Source organism: Streptomyces sp. NPDC050528, from assembly GCF_044457795.1.
GTDB lineage: Bacteria > Actinomycetota > Actinomycetes > Streptomycetales > Streptomycetaceae > Streptomyces.
This window is the reverse complement of the sequence record NZ_JBITHH010000001.1, coordinates 1,237,284-1,252,774: the sequence shown is the minus strand read 5'-3', so window position 1 is coordinate 1,252,774 and position 15,491 is coordinate 1,237,284. Positions and strand designations below refer to the sequence as shown.

General features: G+C 69.8%; 14 protein-coding genes. 6 read left to right on the top strand and 8 right to left on the bottom strand.

Going from position 1 to position 15,491, the window contains the following annotated elements:
* The first annotated feature begins 49 nt into the window (after nucleotides 1-49).
* The 4 genes from ACIBK4_RS05785 to ACIBK4_RS05770 all read left to right on the top strand — a co-directional run bounded on the left by ACIBK4_RS05785 (nucleotide 50) and on the right by ACIBK4_RS05770 (nucleotide 3,681).
* Nucleotides 50-739, top strand: coding sequence for a DUF4328 domain-containing protein (locus ACIBK4_RS05785; protein ID WP_398992428.1), 690 nt, complete (start codon nucleotides 50-52; stop codon nucleotides 737-739).
* Between the two features lie 156 nt (nucleotides 740-895).
* Nucleotides 896-1,507, top strand: a complete 612-nt coding sequence (locus ACIBK4_RS05780; protein WP_398992426.1) for a hypothetical protein — start codon at nucleotides 896-898, stop codon at nucleotides 1,505-1,507.
* Nucleotides 1,508-1,680: 173 nt separating this feature from the next.
* Nucleotides 1,681-2,070, top strand: a complete 390-nt coding sequence (locus tag ACIBK4_RS05775; RefSeq protein WP_398992424.1) for a hypothetical protein — start codon at nucleotides 1,681-1,683, stop codon at nucleotides 2,068-2,070.
* A 135-nt stretch (nucleotides 2,071-2,205) separates the two neighbouring features.
* On the top strand, nucleotides 2,206-3,681 hold the full coding sequence (locus ACIBK4_RS05770) for an MFS transporter (protein WP_398992422.1): 1,476 nt from the start codon (nucleotides 2,206-2,208) through the stop codon (nucleotides 3,679-3,681).
* A 26-nt stretch (nucleotides 3,682-3,707) separates the two neighbouring features.
* On the opposite strand, the gene ACIBK4_RS05765 is transcribed toward ACIBK4_RS05770, so the two are convergent.
* Entirely contained in the window at nucleotides 3,708-4,898 is a 1,191-nt protein-coding gene (locus ACIBK4_RS05765) for a Gfo/Idh/MocA family protein (RefSeq protein WP_398992420.1), read from the bottom strand.
* Nucleotides 4,899-5,054: 156 nt separating this feature from the next.
* On the opposite strand from ACIBK4_RS05765, the gene ACIBK4_RS05760 reads away from it, so the two are divergent.
* Both ACIBK4_RS05760 and ACIBK4_RS05755 read left to right on the top strand, forming a co-directional pair.
* A complete protein-coding gene (locus ACIBK4_RS05760; RefSeq protein ID WP_398992418.1) occupies nucleotides 5,055-5,657 on the top strand; it encodes an RNA polymerase sigma factor in 603 nt (200 codons plus the stop codon).
* Nucleotides 5,650-5,859 (top strand): hypothetical protein, encoded by a 210-nt coding sequence (locus tag ACIBK4_RS05755; RefSeq protein ID WP_398992416.1) that lies wholly within the window; start codon nucleotides 5,650-5,652, stop codon nucleotides 5,857-5,859. The genes ACIBK4_RS05760 and ACIBK4_RS05755 overlap by 8 nt, the downstream gene beginning before the upstream one ends.
* Before the next feature lie 8 nt (nucleotides 5,860-5,867).
* On the opposite strand, the gene ACIBK4_RS05750 is transcribed toward ACIBK4_RS05755, so the two are convergent.
* The 7 genes from ACIBK4_RS05750 to ACIBK4_RS05720 form a co-directional block, all read right to left on the bottom strand.
* Nucleotides 5,868-7,118 (bottom strand): ABC transporter permease, encoded by a 1,251-nt coding sequence (locus tag ACIBK4_RS05750; protein WP_398992414.1) that lies wholly within the window; start codon nucleotides 7,116-7,118, stop codon nucleotides 5,868-5,870.
* Nucleotides 7,115-7,867 (bottom strand): ABC transporter ATP-binding protein, encoded by a 753-nt coding sequence (locus ACIBK4_RS05745; RefSeq protein ID WP_398992973.1) that lies wholly within the window; start codon nucleotides 7,865-7,867, stop codon nucleotides 7,115-7,117. The genes ACIBK4_RS05750 and ACIBK4_RS05745 overlap by 4 nt, the downstream gene beginning before the upstream one ends.
* Nucleotides 7,868-7,902: 35 nt before the next feature.
* Nucleotides 7,903-9,252, bottom strand: a complete 1,350-nt coding sequence (locus ACIBK4_RS05740) for a hypothetical protein (RefSeq protein WP_398992412.1) — start codon at nucleotides 9,250-9,252, stop codon at nucleotides 7,903-7,905.
* Nucleotides 9,249-9,854: a hypothetical protein gene (locus ACIBK4_RS05735; protein ID WP_398992410.1), complete on the bottom strand. Its 606-nt coding sequence runs from the start codon at nucleotides 9,852-9,854 to the stop codon at nucleotides 9,249-9,251. Before ACIBK4_RS05735 ends, ACIBK4_RS05740 begins: the two co-directional genes overlap by 4 nt.
* 139 nt (nucleotides 9,855-9,993) lie before the next feature.
* Nucleotides 9,994-10,578, bottom strand: coding sequence for a hypothetical protein (locus ACIBK4_RS05730; protein WP_398992408.1), 585 nt, complete (start codon nucleotides 10,576-10,578; stop codon nucleotides 9,994-9,996).
* 403 nt (nucleotides 10,579-10,981) lie between these two features.
* Nucleotides 10,982-11,374 carry a DUF6234 family protein gene (locus ACIBK4_RS05725; protein ID WP_398992971.1) on the bottom strand — a complete coding sequence of 131 codons (393 nt, stop codon included), beginning with the start codon at nucleotides 11,372-11,374 and terminating at the stop codon, nucleotides 10,982-10,984.
* Between the two features lie 252 nt (nucleotides 11,375-11,626).
* Nucleotides 11,627-15,325, bottom strand: coding sequence for an SGNH/GDSL hydrolase family protein (locus tag ACIBK4_RS05720; protein ID WP_398992406.1), 3,699 nt, complete (start codon nucleotides 15,323-15,325; stop codon nucleotides 11,627-11,629).
* Nucleotides 15,326-15,491: the final 166 nt, after the last annotated feature.

Genomic DNA, 15,491 nt, shown 5'->3' with positions numbered 1-15,491 from the left:
TCTCTCTTGCCGTTTCGCACTCGGGGGTCGCTTCACCATGTCCGTTCCCATGCCCACGCCCAGACCTGTGCCCCTGCCCGGCACCTACCTGCGCTCGCCGATCGGGCTCGGCCGCGCCACCGTCTCGCTGCTCGGGCTCGTCATCGCCGCCGATCTGTTCGCCGTCTACGCCGACTTGGTGCTGTACGACGTGACGGACGACCTCATGGACGGCGCGACCGGCGGGGCGGTCACCGGGAGGCTGGACGACGCGGAAACGCTCAACTCGGTGGCCGGCGGCGTCCAGTCGGTCGCGCTGCTCCTGTGCGTCATCGTGTACCTGTGCTGGTTCTGGCGGGTGCGGGCCAACGCCGGGGTGTTCGCTCCCCAGGCGCAGAGCATGAAGCCCGGGTGGGCGATCGGCGGGTGGTTCGTCCCGATCGTGAGCCTCTGGTACCCGCGCCGGATCACCCGTGACATCTGGGACGCCAGCAGCCCCGTGGGGGCCCGCCGGTCGTATGCGCTGGTCAACGCGTGGTGGACGCTGTGGCTCCTGTCGCTCCTCGGTGACCGGCTGGGCACCGTGGACTACGGGAAGGCCGACGCGGCGGACCAGATGCACTCCGGCGCCTACCAGTCGATGATCGCCGACGGGCTCGACATCGCGGCCGGCGTGCTCGCGATCCTTCTCGTGCTGCGCCTGACCCGCATGCAGAACGAGAAGGCACTGGCGGGGCCGGGGGCTCCGGTCGGCGTCTGAGCGCGCTCGGTCGGGTGACCGAACGGTGGCCGAAAATCCCTTCTTCCGTTTTCCCTGCCTGCCCGGGGGTGTCCCGTGTGACACTCCCGGGGTGGAGCACGCAGTCAGGGGAAACGCGGGTTCCATAGGGGAGGGGCCCCGCCGAGGGAGGTCTGGATGAGTCTGGTGGAACTGATCGCGCAGGCCGACGATCGCGCACTGGCCGCCGGCGGACTGGCTTGTTTGGATCGGTGCGTGCCGCTGCTGGGCGGCGACGACGAGGTGCTGCGGCCCCTGTGGACCAGCCTCGCGGAGGGCGCGGTGGGGGAGACATGGGGCCAGTGCCTGGAGCAGGCCCGCGCCAAGCTCCCCGCTCCTTTCGAGGAACCCGGTGAGGAACCCGGAGCCGGAGAGGGACCAGCAGCGGAATCCGGCGAGGACCGTGCCGTGCGGCTCGCCCGCGCGATGCTCGCGACCGCACCGGCGGTTCCGGCCGGCGCTCCGGTGCGGGAGTGGGCCGACGCCTGCTCGCTCGCCTCGCTGCGGATCCACCGGCTCCTGGAGGTCATGGCCCCCGCCGACGGCGCCGACGACATCGACTCCCGCCGTGAAGGTCGTACGGACGGCATGTCGCCCCTCGTCGCCGCCGAGTTGCGGCGCCAGGTCACCGTCTTCGAACTCCTCGCCGGAACCGGGGCGGGCGGGCTCCGCCAGGTCCTCGCGGTGTCTACGGAGGGGCGGCGGATCTTGCGCGCGGTGGTCTCGCGGCGGGCGCGCGGGCGGAGTTGAGCGGGGGAGTTGGGCGCGGGGTCTGTGACCGTCGTGCGGTGGCGGTGGGTCGGTCCTGCGCCGGTCCGGGGAAAAGCCCGGATCGGGGTGACGCAACGGCGTCCCACCATGCTTTTCCTTGTGTGATGACAGAGCAGATGACGGAACTGACGGCAGAACGAACGACAGGTGTGATGACGGTTCAGGAGACACGGCCCTCCGCCGCCGCGCTGCCCGTGCGGTGGGCCGCGGACGCGGTGGCGACCATGCGGGAGGGGGCCCGGGTGCGGCTCGACTACTCGGCGCAGAGCCTGTGGCGGGTCGACCGGTTGATCGAGGAGATACGGCGGGAGGGGCCGCCGTTCGCCGCCATGGAGAACGAGTTGCGCGGGTTCGGGGCGTATGCCGGTGAGGTGATCGCGCGGCAGACCGGCGGGGAGTGGTGGGCGACCGGCGGTGACCACTGGCTGCGTACGCCGGAGGGGCGGCTGTGGGACCCCATCGACGAGGCCCGGCGGTGTTTCGGCGGGCACGGGTCGCTGCGGCTGCTGTGCCGGGACGCGGTGAACTCCGTTCGCCGGTAAGGGAGTTCGCCCCCACGGCACGCCGTACCCGGCGGGGCCCGATCGGCAAAATCGGCGTAATAAGAGACGCTGGCGTTCCCAAAGGGTCGGGTGCGGGAGGACGATGAAGGCGTTCGCCGGACCCGGGGAGGATTCATGGCCGACAACCGTCGTTGGTGGGCGCTGGTCGTCATCGCGCTCGCGCAGTTGATGGTCGTCCTCGACATGACCATCGTCAACATCGCACTGCCGTCCGCCCAGACCGACCTCGGCATGTCGGACGGGAACCGGCAGTGGGTCATCACCGCCTACACCCTCGCGTTCGGCGGGCTGTTGCTGCTCGGCGGCCGGATCGCGGACCTCGCGGGGCGCAAGAACACCTTCATGATCGGGCTGATCGGCTTCGCCGCCGCGTCCGCGCTCGGCGGTGCCGCCGCCAACCAGGGCATGCTGTTCGGCGCCCGGGCGCTGCAAGGAGTCTTCGCCGCGCTGCTGGCCCCCTCCGCGCTGTCGCTGCTCACGACGACGTTCACCGACCCGAAGGACCGCAGCAAGGCCTTCGGCGTGTTCGGCGCGATTGTGGGCGCCGGAGCGGCAGTTGGGCTGCTCGCCGGCGGGTTCCTCACCCAGTACCTGGACTGGCGCTGGTGTCTGTACGTCAACGTGCCCATCGCGCTGATCGCGTTCGCCGGCGCCTGGATCCTGCTCAGCGACAGCTCCCGGCACCCGGACGCCCACCTCGACATCCCCGGCGCGCTCCTCGGTTCCCTCGGCATGCTGACGCTGGTCTACGGCTTCTCCGAGGCGGAGTCGCGGAGTTGGGGCGACGGGCTGGTCCTGACCCTGCTCGCCGCCGGGGTCGTGCTGCTCGGGGCGTTCGGGTTCTGGCAGACCCGGGCGAAGGTTCCGCTGCTGCCGATGTCGGTGGTGAAGGACCGTCAGCGGGTCGGCGCGTTCCTGACCATCCTGTTCGTCACCATCGGCATGTTCGGCGTGTTCCTCTTCCTCACCTACTACATGCAGCGCGTCCTCGGTTATTCGCCGGTCAAGACGGGCGTCGCCTATCTCCCCATCACCGTCGGCATGATCACCGGCTCGACCCAGATCGCGGCCCGGTTCGTCAACCGGGTGCCGCCGCGCACCCTGATGGTCCCGGGACTGCTGGTCGCGGCGGGCGCGCTCGCGCTGATCGCCCAGGTCGGGGTGGAGCCCGCGTACGCCACGTACATCCTGCCCGGGATGCTGATGCTCGGCCTCGGCATGGGTACGGCGATGATGACCTCGGTCTCCCTGGCCACCGCGGGCGTCGCACCCCGCGACTCCGGCGCGGCTTCCGCGACCTTCAACACCGCCCAGCAGGTGGGCGGTTCGATCGGCACGGCCCTCCTCAACACGATCGCCGCCACGGTCACCACCCGCTACGCCACCGCCCACGCGGGCCCCGGCGTGAACGGCAAACTCCTGGAGGCGAAGGCCGCCGTGCACGGCTTCAACGTCGCCACCTGGTGGGCGATGGCCTCGATCCTGCTGGCCGCCCTCATCGCTGGCGTCCTGGTCAACACGGACCGGGTGCCCACAGCGGGCGCGGTGGCGAAGGAGACCCCGCAGCAGCCGGTGGAGACCTCCATCTAAAACCAGGCCTTTGGCCCCAACTGGGTCTACGGCGCCTGCACTTGACCCCGCTCGAAGTACGCGACGAGTTCCGGGTCGAGCGGCGGCACCTCACGCGGGGTGCCGCCGTCGCGCAGTGACTCGGTGGCCCCGGACCCCGCCGCCACCGCCATCCGTGCGGCCACCGGTGAGGTGTCCGTGCGCCCGCCGTGCCGTACGAAGCGCAGGAACTCGTCGATCAACAGCGGGTCGGCGCCGCCGTGTTCGCCGTCCTGGTCGGTGTCGGGGACCCGGTACTCGGCGTCGGCGTGCTCCCGGTATTCCGAGCGGCGGCTGTTCCAGAGCTTCACCGCCGCGCCGGGGCCGTCGCCGAAGTTCTCCAGTCGGCCCGTGTCGCCGATGACGGTGTAGTTGCGCCAGTAGTCGGGGGTGAAGTGGCACTGCTGGTAGGCGGCCAACACACCGTTGTCCAGGCGCATGTTGACCAGCGACACGTCCTCGACGTCGATGACCGGGTTGAGCGCGCGCTGGGTGTGCGGGGGCCAGTGGCCGTCCTCGGTGTACCAGTCGGGGGTCTTCGGTTCGCCGGGTGCGCGCCGGTGCGGGAGATCGCCGTAGACCAACAGGTCGCCGAGCGCCTGCACTTGGCGAGTGTAGCCGCCGGCCAGCCAGTGGATTACGTCGAGGTCGTGTGCGGCCTTCTGGAGCAACAGGCCTGTGCTGTACCGGCGTTCGGCGTGCCAGTCCTTGAAGTACCAGTCGCCGCCGTAGCCGACGAAGTGCCGTACCCACACCGTCTTCACCGCGCCGATCGCGCCGCCCTCGACGAGGTCGCGCATCAGGCGGATGACCGGCATGTGGCGCATGTTGTGGCCGACGTAGAGGCGGGTGCCGGTCTCGTGGGCCGTGCGCAGGACGTGGTCGCAGCGGGCGACGGTGATGTCGAGGGGCTTCTCGACGAGGACGGGCTTGCCCGCGCGCAGGGCCTCGCAGGCGAGGTCGGCGTGGGTGTGGTCGGGGGTGAGGACGAGGACCGCGTCGACGGCGGGGGACTCGACAACTTCCGTGTGGGAGGCGGTTGTCGAGGCGCCGGGGAAGTCCTTCGCCGCCTCCGCGCGGGCCGCCGGGTCGGGGTCCGCCACGGCGGTGACGCGGGCGCCCGCGCCGGGGCGGTGGGCGACGCGGGCGAGGCTGCCGCGCAGGCCGTAGCCGAGGACACCGATACGGAGGTCGGACATGGGTCTCCTTCGTTCGCGGGGACGCCACGGGCGGACGTACACCGGGGCCAGAGGGACCGTGCCCCGTCGACGGGCCGGAGATGTGTCGGGCGGCCTGCGGGCTGTGACGTTTCTGTGAGGTGCGGCGCTGATGGCGATGGGGGGGGTGCACAGTCCTTGGGCCAGACAGGCGAGCCCCGGCGCGGGCACGCGTACGACGGGGAACTGGGCGCTGCCGTCGCGCGGGCCCAGGAGGGCGACGACGGCGCTTTCGCCGTCGCGTACCGGATCGTGCAGCCCGGGCTGCTCGGGTATCTGCGCGGGCTGGTCGGCGACGAGGCCGAGGACGTGGCGTCCGACGCCTGGCTGGAGATCGCCCGCGACCTGGGCCGGTTCCGCGGCGACGGGGCGGGCTTCCGCGGCTGGACGGCGACCATCGCCCGGCACCGGGCGCTCGACCATCTGCGCAGACAGCGGGTGCGGCCGCGACCGGCGGCGCTCGAACAGGACGTACTCGAACTGCCCGGTCCGCACAGCACCCACGACCAGGCGCTGGAGTCCCTGTCCACCGAGTACGCCCTCGGTCTGGTGCGGGGGTTGCCGCAGGACCAGGCCGAGGCTGTGCTGCTGCGGGTGGTCGTGGGGCTCGACGGGCCCGCCGCCGCGCGGGTGTTGGGCAAGCGGCCGGGTGCGGTGCGGACGGCCGCCTACCGGGGGTTGAAGCGGCTGGCCCGCGAACTGGGCGTGCCGGAAAGGGATGGTGACGGACACCATGGCTGAACACGACACGGGCCGTACGGGCCGTCCCGAACTCCCCGGTCTGCCCGCTCTGTTGGGCGCGGCGTTGCGCGACGGTGAGGTGGACGGCGAGGCCGAACGGCGGGCGGTGGAGGCGTTCTTGGAGGCGTTCAGGGATGCGGGGAGGCGGACGGCGCCGACGCGCAGGCAGGACGACTGGCGGCCGCGGGGTACCGCCTCGTAAGGGGTGGGTCAGGTGGTGGCCAGGGCTTCCGTGGGGGTGAGGCGGGAGGCCCGGACGGAGGGGTAGACGCCGGCGGCCATGCCGATGAGGAGGGCGCCCGCGAAGCCGCCCGCCACCGCGGGGAGCGGGATGACCGGGGGCCAGTTCTGGTAGGTGGCGTAGGCGACGGTCGCGAGGATCCCGAGGACCGTGCCGGCCAGGCCGCCGAGGCAGGACAGGGCCACGGACTCGGTGAGGAACTGCCCGCGGATCTGGCCCTTGTTGGCGCCCAGGGCCCGGCGTAGGCCGATCTCGCGGCGGCGTTCGAGGACGGAGATGACCATGGTGTTGGCCACGCCGATCCCGCCCACCAGCAGGGCCACTCCGGCGAGGCCCAGGAACAGGGCGGAGAACGTGGTCTCGGTGGCGCGTTTGGCGGCCAACGCGTCGGAGGGGCGGCTGACTTGGACCATGCCGGGGAGTTCGGGGTAGATCGTCTGGGCGAGGACATCGCGTACGGCGTCGATGCCGTCCTCGCGGGCCTTGACGTAGATCACCGTGGGGTGGCCGGCGAAGTTCAGCTGGGCGCGGGCCGCGTCCCAGCCGACCAGCACCGAGCGGTCGATGTCGGGGGAGAGCGGGGTCCGCGCGAGGATGCCGATGACGGTGAACCAGCGCTGGTTGATGTAGATCTGCGGGGCCGGTCGGCCGGGGACTATCTGCGCGATGCCCATGCGGGTGGCGGCGACCGAGCCGAGGACGACCGTGGGGAACCTCTGGGTGCTCGCGCTGAGGAAACTCCCGGACTGGACCTTGGCGTTGATGGCATGGAGCAGGTTGGTCTTGCTCGCCAGGACCGTGAGGCCCGCGTAGTCGTCGGCGTCGATGTGGTCGTTGCGGAACACCTCGGCATGGGTGTTGGCGACGGCGCTGGCCACCGTGACCGGGCCGATACGGCGGACCATGTCCACGGACTGGGGCGGCAGCAGGACGGGTTCGCTCTGGTTGGGGACCGGGACGGCCTGGAGCATGTTGGTGCCCAGCGCGGAGAGCTGGTTCATCAGCGCCTTCTGGCTGGAGGCGGGGATGCCGGTGACCACGATCATTGTGGCGATGCCGATCGAGATGCCCAGCGCGGACAGGGCGGCGCGCATCTTGCGGGTGTGGATGCCGAGCAGGCCCAGGCGCAGGATGTCCAGCGGGGCCAGGCGGACCGGTTTGGTGTCGGTGTCGGCGAAGGTGCGGGCGGCGGCGGGCCGGTGGGGTGCGGTGGTGGTCATGGCCGGCCTTCGCTGTGGGTGTCGGTGAAGGTGTCCGTGCGGATCGCGAGGGTGTCGTCGGCGGTGAGATCGGCGGTGCTGATGGCGAGGGTGTCCTGGTCGAAGCCGCCGGTGCGGACGTCGGCGACCAGGCGGCCGTCGAGGATCTCGACTCTGCGGGGCAGCCGTTGGGCGATGTCTCGGTCGTGGGTGATGATCGCGATGGTGGTGCCCTCGCTGTTCAGGGTGGTCAACAGCTCCAGTACGGCACGGCCGTTGGCGGTGTCGAGAGCGCCGGTTGGCTCGTCCGCGAGGACCAGGGCGGGGCGGTTGACCAGCGCGCGGGCGATCGCGACGCGCTGGCGTTCACCGCCGGAGAGCTGGTTCGGGAGGTGTCCGGCGCGCTGGGCCAGGCCGACCCGGGCGAGCGCCTCGCGGGCCAGCGGCCGGCGTTGGCGGCGCGGGACACCGGCGTAGAGGAGGCCGGTGGCGACGTTCTCGGCGGCGCTCAGGCCGTCGGTGAGGTGGAACTGCTGGAAGACGAAACCGAGGAGACGGCCGCGCAGGGCGGAGAGCCGGCGGTCGGAGAGGGTGGCGACGTCGTGGCCGCCGATCTCCACGGTGCCGCTGGTCGGCCGGTCCAGGGTGCCCATGATGTTCAGCAGCGTCGACTTGCCGGACCCCGACGGGCCGACGATGGCGAGGAGTTCGCCCTCCTCGATCGCGAGGGAGACGCCGTCGAGGGCGGTGACTCCGCCGGGGTAGGCCATGCCCGCGTTGATCACGGCGAGGACCGGTCGGCTCTTCACGACGTGGTCACCACCTTCAGCCCGGCGTCGAGACCGGCGCCGGTGACCTCCACCAGGCCCTTCGCGAACATGCCGGTCTTCACCGCGATCAGCCGCCCGCCGGGCAGTTGGACGGCGTACCCGCCCTCGCTCAACGCCAGCAACGCGCCGACCGGTACGGCGAGAACGCCCTTGCGGGTCTCGGAGGTGAAGGCCACCTGGACGGGGGCGGCGGTCAGTTTCGCGACCGCGCCGGTGTCGGGAACCCGGACGGTGACGGTGAGTTGGGCGGGGCCGCCTCCGCCGCCGGTGTCACCGTCCGTGGTGTCGGCGGCGGTGGCGCCGACCGCCTCGATCGTGCCGGAGACGGTGGAGTTGTCGGGGAGGGTCACGGTGACGTGGTTGCCCCGGGCCATGGTGCCGACGGCGGTCGCGTCCACGGGTACGGACACCTTCTTGGTGGTCGAACTGACCGTCATCAGGCTGCTGTTGGCGTCGTCGCCGGTCTGCGCCTGCACCGCGCCGACCCGTACCTCGCCCGACTGCACGATGACGTCGCCGATGCCGAGGACGCCGGTGGCGGGCATGCCGACGTGGGTCTGCCAGCGCTTGACGGCGGCCATCAGGTCGGCGGTGAGGATGCCGTCGCCCGCCTTCACCTTGACGGTGGTTGTGGTGGGGGTCGGAGCGGGGGCCGGGGTCGCGGAGGGGGCGGCTGTGCCGGTGCCTGTCTTGGCGGATGTGTCGTCGCCGGTCGCGCCTTTGGCGTCGGACTCATCTGCCGCGCCGGTATTGGCAGTTGTGCCGGTCGCGTCGGCAGTAGTGGGGGCCGGGTGCTGAGTGACCCATGTACCCGCCGTTGGTTGCGGCCCGATGTCGTAGCCGAGCCGCTTGAGGTTGTCCGCGACGACGCGTACGTCGGGGCCGGTCGTGCCGCGTGCGTTCAGCGTGCGGTACAGGGGGGTGGCGCCGTAGAACACCGGGACCGGCACGTTGTCCACCTTGTACAGCGGGTGGCCCCGGGACACCCGCGCGCCCGGTGCCGGGAGCCAGGTCACCAGTCCGGCCTTCGCGCCCTTGACGGGAGCGGCCTTGCTGTAGCCCAAAGTCCCGCTCAGCGTCTGGGCGTTGGACAGATCGGTCCGGGCCACGGTCGCGGTGCCGACGTGAGCCGAAGCGGCAGCCGCTGTGCCCGGCTTCGCGTTCCCGTCCTGCCATACGGTGATGCCGAGCGCGGCGGCCGTGACACCGGCCAGGGCCACCGCCCCGATCTTCAACCGCCGCTTCCCGCGCCGCGAACGGGTGTTGTCGGCATCGTCGTCGGCACCGGAGATCTCCGGCGCGCGGTTCTTCACGGCGCGCGTCACCGGTACGCCTCCAGTTTGCACTTCCGCTGCAACGCGTCTTCCTGGGCCTGGGTGAGGTGGGAGTCGCCGTCGTAGTTCCAACCGGAGCCGTCGGAGAGGCCCTTGACCTTGAGGCCGCCGGCGTTCAGGCACTTGATGTCTTTGCGGAAGTCGTCCAGGTAGTGCGGGTTCTTCGCCGGGTCCTCCTCGGGCGGCTGGACCGGCTTCTTCGAGAGACACGCCTTCAGGGCGGCCGGGTACTTGGAGGTGTCGGCGGCCGGGAACCACCCGGTGGCGCCCGGCTTGTGCGCGGTGGGGACGCCGTGGTCGTGCAGGCAGGTGAACCAGATTCCGAACAGGCGGTCATGCTCCGCGTCGGTGGTGTCGATGCGGAGTTGGGGGCGGCCCGCTTCCGCCGCGGCGCTCGCCGAGGCTGCCGCGCCGCTCGCGCTCGGGCTGTTGATCGAGGCGACGCCGGCGTTCTTGTCCTTGCCCTTGTCCTTGGCTGCGGTGCCGCCGCCTTCGCCGCCGGAGCCGCCGCACGCCGAGAGGAGAAAGAGCGCCGCTGTGACGCCGGCGGCGGCCAACGCGGGGGAGCGCCTTCGCTGAGTGAGGTTCGACATGGCGGCACCGTGTCCCGAGGATATGAAGATCCTGTCAGACCGCAGTCAGACTTCTGTCTGGTGTTCTCGCGCTTCTGTCTGATGTTCTCGCGCCGGCTTCGGGGCGCGGCGCGTGGACGGACGCCCCCGCGCGAACCCGCTACTTGAACGCCTTGACCTGGCACTCGACCCGGTATGTGTCGAAGTCGGACCGCTCCATGTCGCCGTTGTTCACCAGCGCCCAATTGCCGTTCTTGACAAGGCTCTTGATCCCGTGGCCGTTCATGCACTTCACCATCGCGCGCACACCGTCGCCGTAGCGCGGATTGGTGGCCGGGTCCAACTCCCGTGGCTGCAAAGGGGTCTTCGACTCGCACGCTTTGAGTGCGGGGCTGCCGGCGACGGGCTTGTGGTCCTTCGGTACGCCGTGCTGCTCAAGGCAGTGCGTCCAGCCGGCCCATTTCCTGTTGATCTCCGCGGCGGTGTCGTCCAGCCGGATCCGGACCTCACCGGCGTCCGCGGCGGCGGACTGCCCGGCGCTCACGGAGGGGCTCTCGGCGGAGGGGCTCTTGATGGAGGCGACGCCTTCGTCGCGGGTGGCCTTGCTTCCGCCTCCGTCTCCGCTCCCGCTCCCGCCGCCGCAGGCGGTGAGCAGGGCGAGGGCCGCGGCGGCCGCGGCGGTGGCCAGGACGGGGTGGAAGACGCGGAAGACAGGGCGACGGGTGATGTGCGTTGAGGAGAACATGGCGTCAACGTGCCGTGCGGCTGTGAAGAACCTGTCAACAGCCGGTCAGCGTCGGGTCAGTCCGTGAGGGACACCGCGGAGACGGCCGGGGCTGCCACTCCTGGTTTCTGTCTGTTCCTGACCGCTACTGGTCACGCGCTGGGCTTGCGGTAAGGGTGCCTGGCATCTGTGGGCTGTCGCGCCCGGCGCGGGCAGGTTGCCTGCGGAACGGTCCTGCCGTGTAAATGCCAGGGGTTCGACTCCCCTGGGCATCCACACCATGCACCCCTCTAACCTGCGAAAATGCGGACAGGGTGGTTCTTTTGTCGCGATTTTCCGTGCTGACCTGTCAGCACGGTGGCAGTCCTTCCTCGGACTGCCTCAGCGTCGTCGGCCTCGTGGTCCTCGGCCCAGGAACAGCTCATCACGGGGGTGAAGGTGCGTCACAGGCCAGACCTGAGAGACAGGCATCCCGGTAGGAGGACTCGTAAATGCGTTCACCGGCGACCTTCGCGCCGGTCAGGGCCGCGCACATGGCGAGGACCATGACAAGTTGGGTGACGGCAACCACAGGTACCCGGCGGATTCCGGCTACAACAGCTGCAACCAGGGCGGCTGCCGCCACGAACACGGCCTTCTGCAGGTAGGGGCCCGGCGGCGCACCGTAGTCCTGCGCGTCAAAGGCCGACCAGTAGGACGAAATCCAGGACAACCAGATCAGGCCCAGAGCCAACAGCTCGACAACAGCCAGGCCCACGGACACGGCCACGGCCCGACCAGTACGTTCAGGATCTGTACTCACCCGGCCAGAATCCATCCGGCAGGCACGCGAAGTCATGAGTATCCCTACTTAAATGGGTGCGGGGGTGTGAGTCGACACTCCGCACGCGCCGTGGTCCTTGAGATCGGGTTTGCCGTCGGAGATCAGCGCGGTGAGTTTCCGTGCCTCCCCCTCGAACGCGGCTGCGACTCAGGGGTGGGGATGGCCGGGGCCTGAGTACGCGTACCCAGGCCCCGGCCCGGGGGAAGGGCCTGGAACTCGGCCTCTTCCCCGGACTTCCTCGCTTCCCTACGGCAGATACTGCTGCAGCACGTCGGCGTAGAGGCGGGCTCCCGCGATCTTCGGATGGAACGACGCCATGGCGGGCTTGGGTGATTCGGCGTCCGCCTGGGAGCGTCCGTTTTCCACGATGCCGTTCACATCCTCAGGATTACCGCACACCGTCTTGCCGTAGAACGTGTTGCGGGGATCAGCGAACACCGCGTTGATCCCGTCCTGGGACTTGGCGTCCGACGCGGCGCCGCCCATCTCCGTGTCCAGCATGTCTGCGACCGAGTTCAGCCAGGGAGCCTCCTCCTCCATGCCGATTCCCGCCACGCAGTCCTTGGCCCCCGACAGCAGCTCCGGGTAGCCCATGAGGATGATCTTCGCGTTCGGCGCCACATCGTGAATCCGCGTCAGCACCGCCCTGATGCGTGGCCGGACCTGGTCGTGCAGCCATGTGGGAGCCCAGTCCTTGAGCGGTCCGGTGTCTCCGGCGACGTCCTCGCCTGTGATCGGGTCCTTGTTCCCTATCGCCGTGTTCTGGCACTGCTCCGTTCCGGCGCCGTATGCGCATTGCGTGAACACATCCGAGAACCTGGCGTCGTTGCCGCCGACCGACAGGGTGACCAGGGTGGTGTTCTGGTCGAGGTAGCCGGCGTCGATCTGGGGCACTTCGTGGGACTGTCCGCTGGTGAGAATGTTGTAGGTGCGGGCACCTGAGCAGGCGATGAAGTGGTAGTCCGTCTGTGTGTCGAGGCTGTCGGCCAGGGCTCCGATGGAGGTGCCGGAGCCGGGTAGCGTCGCCTGCCGGGACCAGGCGAGCTTGGAGCGGTGGCACTTGTCGATCAGCGCGCTGTTCACATTGTCCATGTGGTCGGTCTCCGGGAAGAAGTCCGTGCCGCCGGCCCCGCTGGCGCCCTCGCCCGAAGAGTGGGAGTCGCCCATTGCCACAATGGAGTTCGCCGGCTTTCCGGTGAGGGGCTGGAAGGCCACCGCGTCCCACGCGATGTCCTCGTCCCCTGTGCCGTCCGCCGTCGAGTTCGACAAGGACACTGTCGGCGTCCCGGTGAAGTGGAACGCCCCGATGCTGACCCAGCCGCCGGCGCGCTGCAATACGACCCTGTTCGGGCTGGTGCTGTCCGAGCCCCCGACGGTATAGGTGGCCTGCCGGGTCTGGGCGCCGGTGTCGGGCAGATACACCAGGACGCGGGCCCAGCTGAGGTTCTGGTTGAGCGTCCAGGTGCCCTTCATGGTCATCGGCCCGTCGGCGCCACCGAGATGGGGCGTATCGCGGGTGTGCGTGTACCAGTAGTGCCCCTGATAGCCACCGCCGACCTGATGCAGATCGGCCTTGGCCTCGAACGGGCCGAGGCCGGGACCGGTTGCTGCCGGGTCCGCGTTGAAGGCGAACTTGAAGGTTCCGCTCGAATAGGACTTCCCGCAGCTGCTCCAGGTCTCGGTGGCGTCGGGTACGGAATCGACCAACCAGGAGCCGTTGGGCCGGCCGTCGTTGGCCGCGCCGGAGCAGAGCGGGGTTCCGTACTGCAGGCGGTTGCCGCGGCCGGGCTCACTGATCAGGGTCACGTACTTGATGTTCTCGAAGCCGCAGGTGGTGGCGCAGTCGGACTTCCAGGTGGCGTTGGACTCGTGCCACCAGTACTGCTTGTAGCAGTCCGCGTTGGGGCAGTCGGGTGGACTGGTCGCGCTGCAGTTGTTCTTGGTGTTGCAGAAAGTATCGAGCGTCGGGTTGGCGTGTGCCCGGTTGTACTTCGCACTGTTGATGTCCACGACGGTCCGGTCGGTGCCGTTCCAGTACGCGGGGCGGAAGCCGGCGGAGGAGAATCCGGACTCGCCCGGCCAGTCCTGACGGCCGGAAGTGGCATAGGAGTGGCCACTGTCCATGGACCAGGAGGCCCATCCCAGCACTTTCTCCTCGTACGGCCAGTCCTGCGGATGCGCGGCGTCCTTGATGGCCAACGCGTCGAGGTCGGTGTTCATGAAAGCTTTACGGGTGGGCGGGTAGTCGGGGTTGGCGGGGTTGTTGAACCAGCCCAGGCCCCAGTTGGTATCCGCTCCGGGTTTGTTGAAGCCGAGGTTGTAGTTCCATACGGCGGTGAACCAGTTCTCCGGCTTCGAGGGGTCGTCGTTGTTGGCGGTGACCATCTGGCCGCTGGTGTGGACCTCGTTCCATTTGTCGGCGAGGATCTTCAGCGAGGCGGCGATGTTGGTGGCGTAGTCGAGCGCCACGGCCTTTTGCAGGGTTGGCGACAGGGCTGTCTCCTTGTGCCCGTTGTCGTCGGTCTTCTCGTAACCGGCCAGGCGCATGCCGTCGGTGACCTGGCCGACTCCGTAGCCGCAGTCGGACTTCGTCCAGTTGATCTTCCAGTGGGCGGCCGGCGTGGTCGCTTTGCCGTCATGGCCGTAGAAGCCGTCGACCGCGGCGAGTGGGTTGCCCATCTGCCCCGGGATGGAGCCTTGTTCCGCCTGCCACAGGTTGGACTCCTGGGCCAGGATGCCGAGTTCGACCTGGGCGGGGATACGGCTGCTGCCGTTGCCGCCGTTCAGGGTCGGGATGGGGAACAGGCCCTGCGGGTCGATCGTGCCGATACCGGTCTGTGAGCGCCAGCCGCCCTGGGTGAGGTAGTTGGAGCGCAGGTTTCCGCGGACTGCCATGTCCACGGCCCATTCCACCTGGTTGGGGGTTGGCTGCAGGGCCAGCTGACCGACGTCGTTGCGGGGGACCGAGCACCAGCGGTCGGTGTCCACCGGGTCGTTCTCGATACTGGCCGCCGCTGCCGACGCCTTGGCGCTGGGAGTGCCGGCCAGGGCCGGGGACAGCCTGGCGCCCCCCACCGCCGCGCCGGGCTCGGCGGCGAGCTGCGTGGTGGGCTTCCCGGTGGCCGTCGCGACGCCGGTGACCGTGAGGGCGTGGCCGGGCTCGGCGGGAACGGGCTCACCACCCTTGGTGAAGCCCTTGCCCGCGTTCTTGACGTTGTCCAGGCCGCTCTGGACGGCGTCGGAGAGGACAGGGTTGACGGCCAGTCGGCCCAGGCTCGACACGTCGGCTTCTGCCGGCGCGTCCAGCAGGCTCACCCCGCTGCCCGACAGCCGCGTCGTGCCGGAAGGCTTGCCGGTGAGGAACACCCGGCTGGTGCCGGCCTGCTTCAGAGCGAGCTGCTCCAGCTTGCCGGTGGCGACAGTGGCGACCTTGCCCGCTGTGTATGTCTTGGCGTGTGTCGTGGTGTTGCCCGTGCGGTCGAGGAAAGCGATCTTCCCGCCCGGAAGCGCGTGGATGTCGTACGGGGCCCGGCTGGTCCTGACGAGGGTTTTCGTGCTGCCTTTGCGGTCGATGTGCACGAGCTGGTTGCCGAGCGCCGCGATCACACCGTCGCTCACGGGGACCGGGGAGGTGACCTGCCCCTGTGCGACGGTGTCGGCCATGGTGCGGCCGTACGTGTCCACCGTCATCAGTCGTGACTCGCCGTCCCGCTGCGAGGTGAACGCCGCCGTGTGCGTTGCCGGGTTGCAGGTGGGGTCGAAGTAGGCGAGAGACGCGGTGAACGCAAGCTTGTTCACCACTCCCTTGTCGAGATCGACGATCGCCGTGAAGGCTCCCCCGAGCATCATGTCGGGGTGGTTGGTGAAGGTGCGCGGGGCGTAGACGACTGCCGCATGGGCGTGGTCGATGACGCACGCGTTGCCGATCCAGGTGTCACCGGGCATGCCCGGTTCGTTCAGGACTGCCGCGGTCTTCCACGTGTACGCGGATGAGCTGTCGGCGACCAGCAGGTGGAGACCGTCGCTGTCCGCGGCTGCGGTGACGGCCCGGTCTGTGGACGTCTTCCAGTCCGAACCGAACGTTCCGGCCGGTTTCGCGATTCTGGTGGGG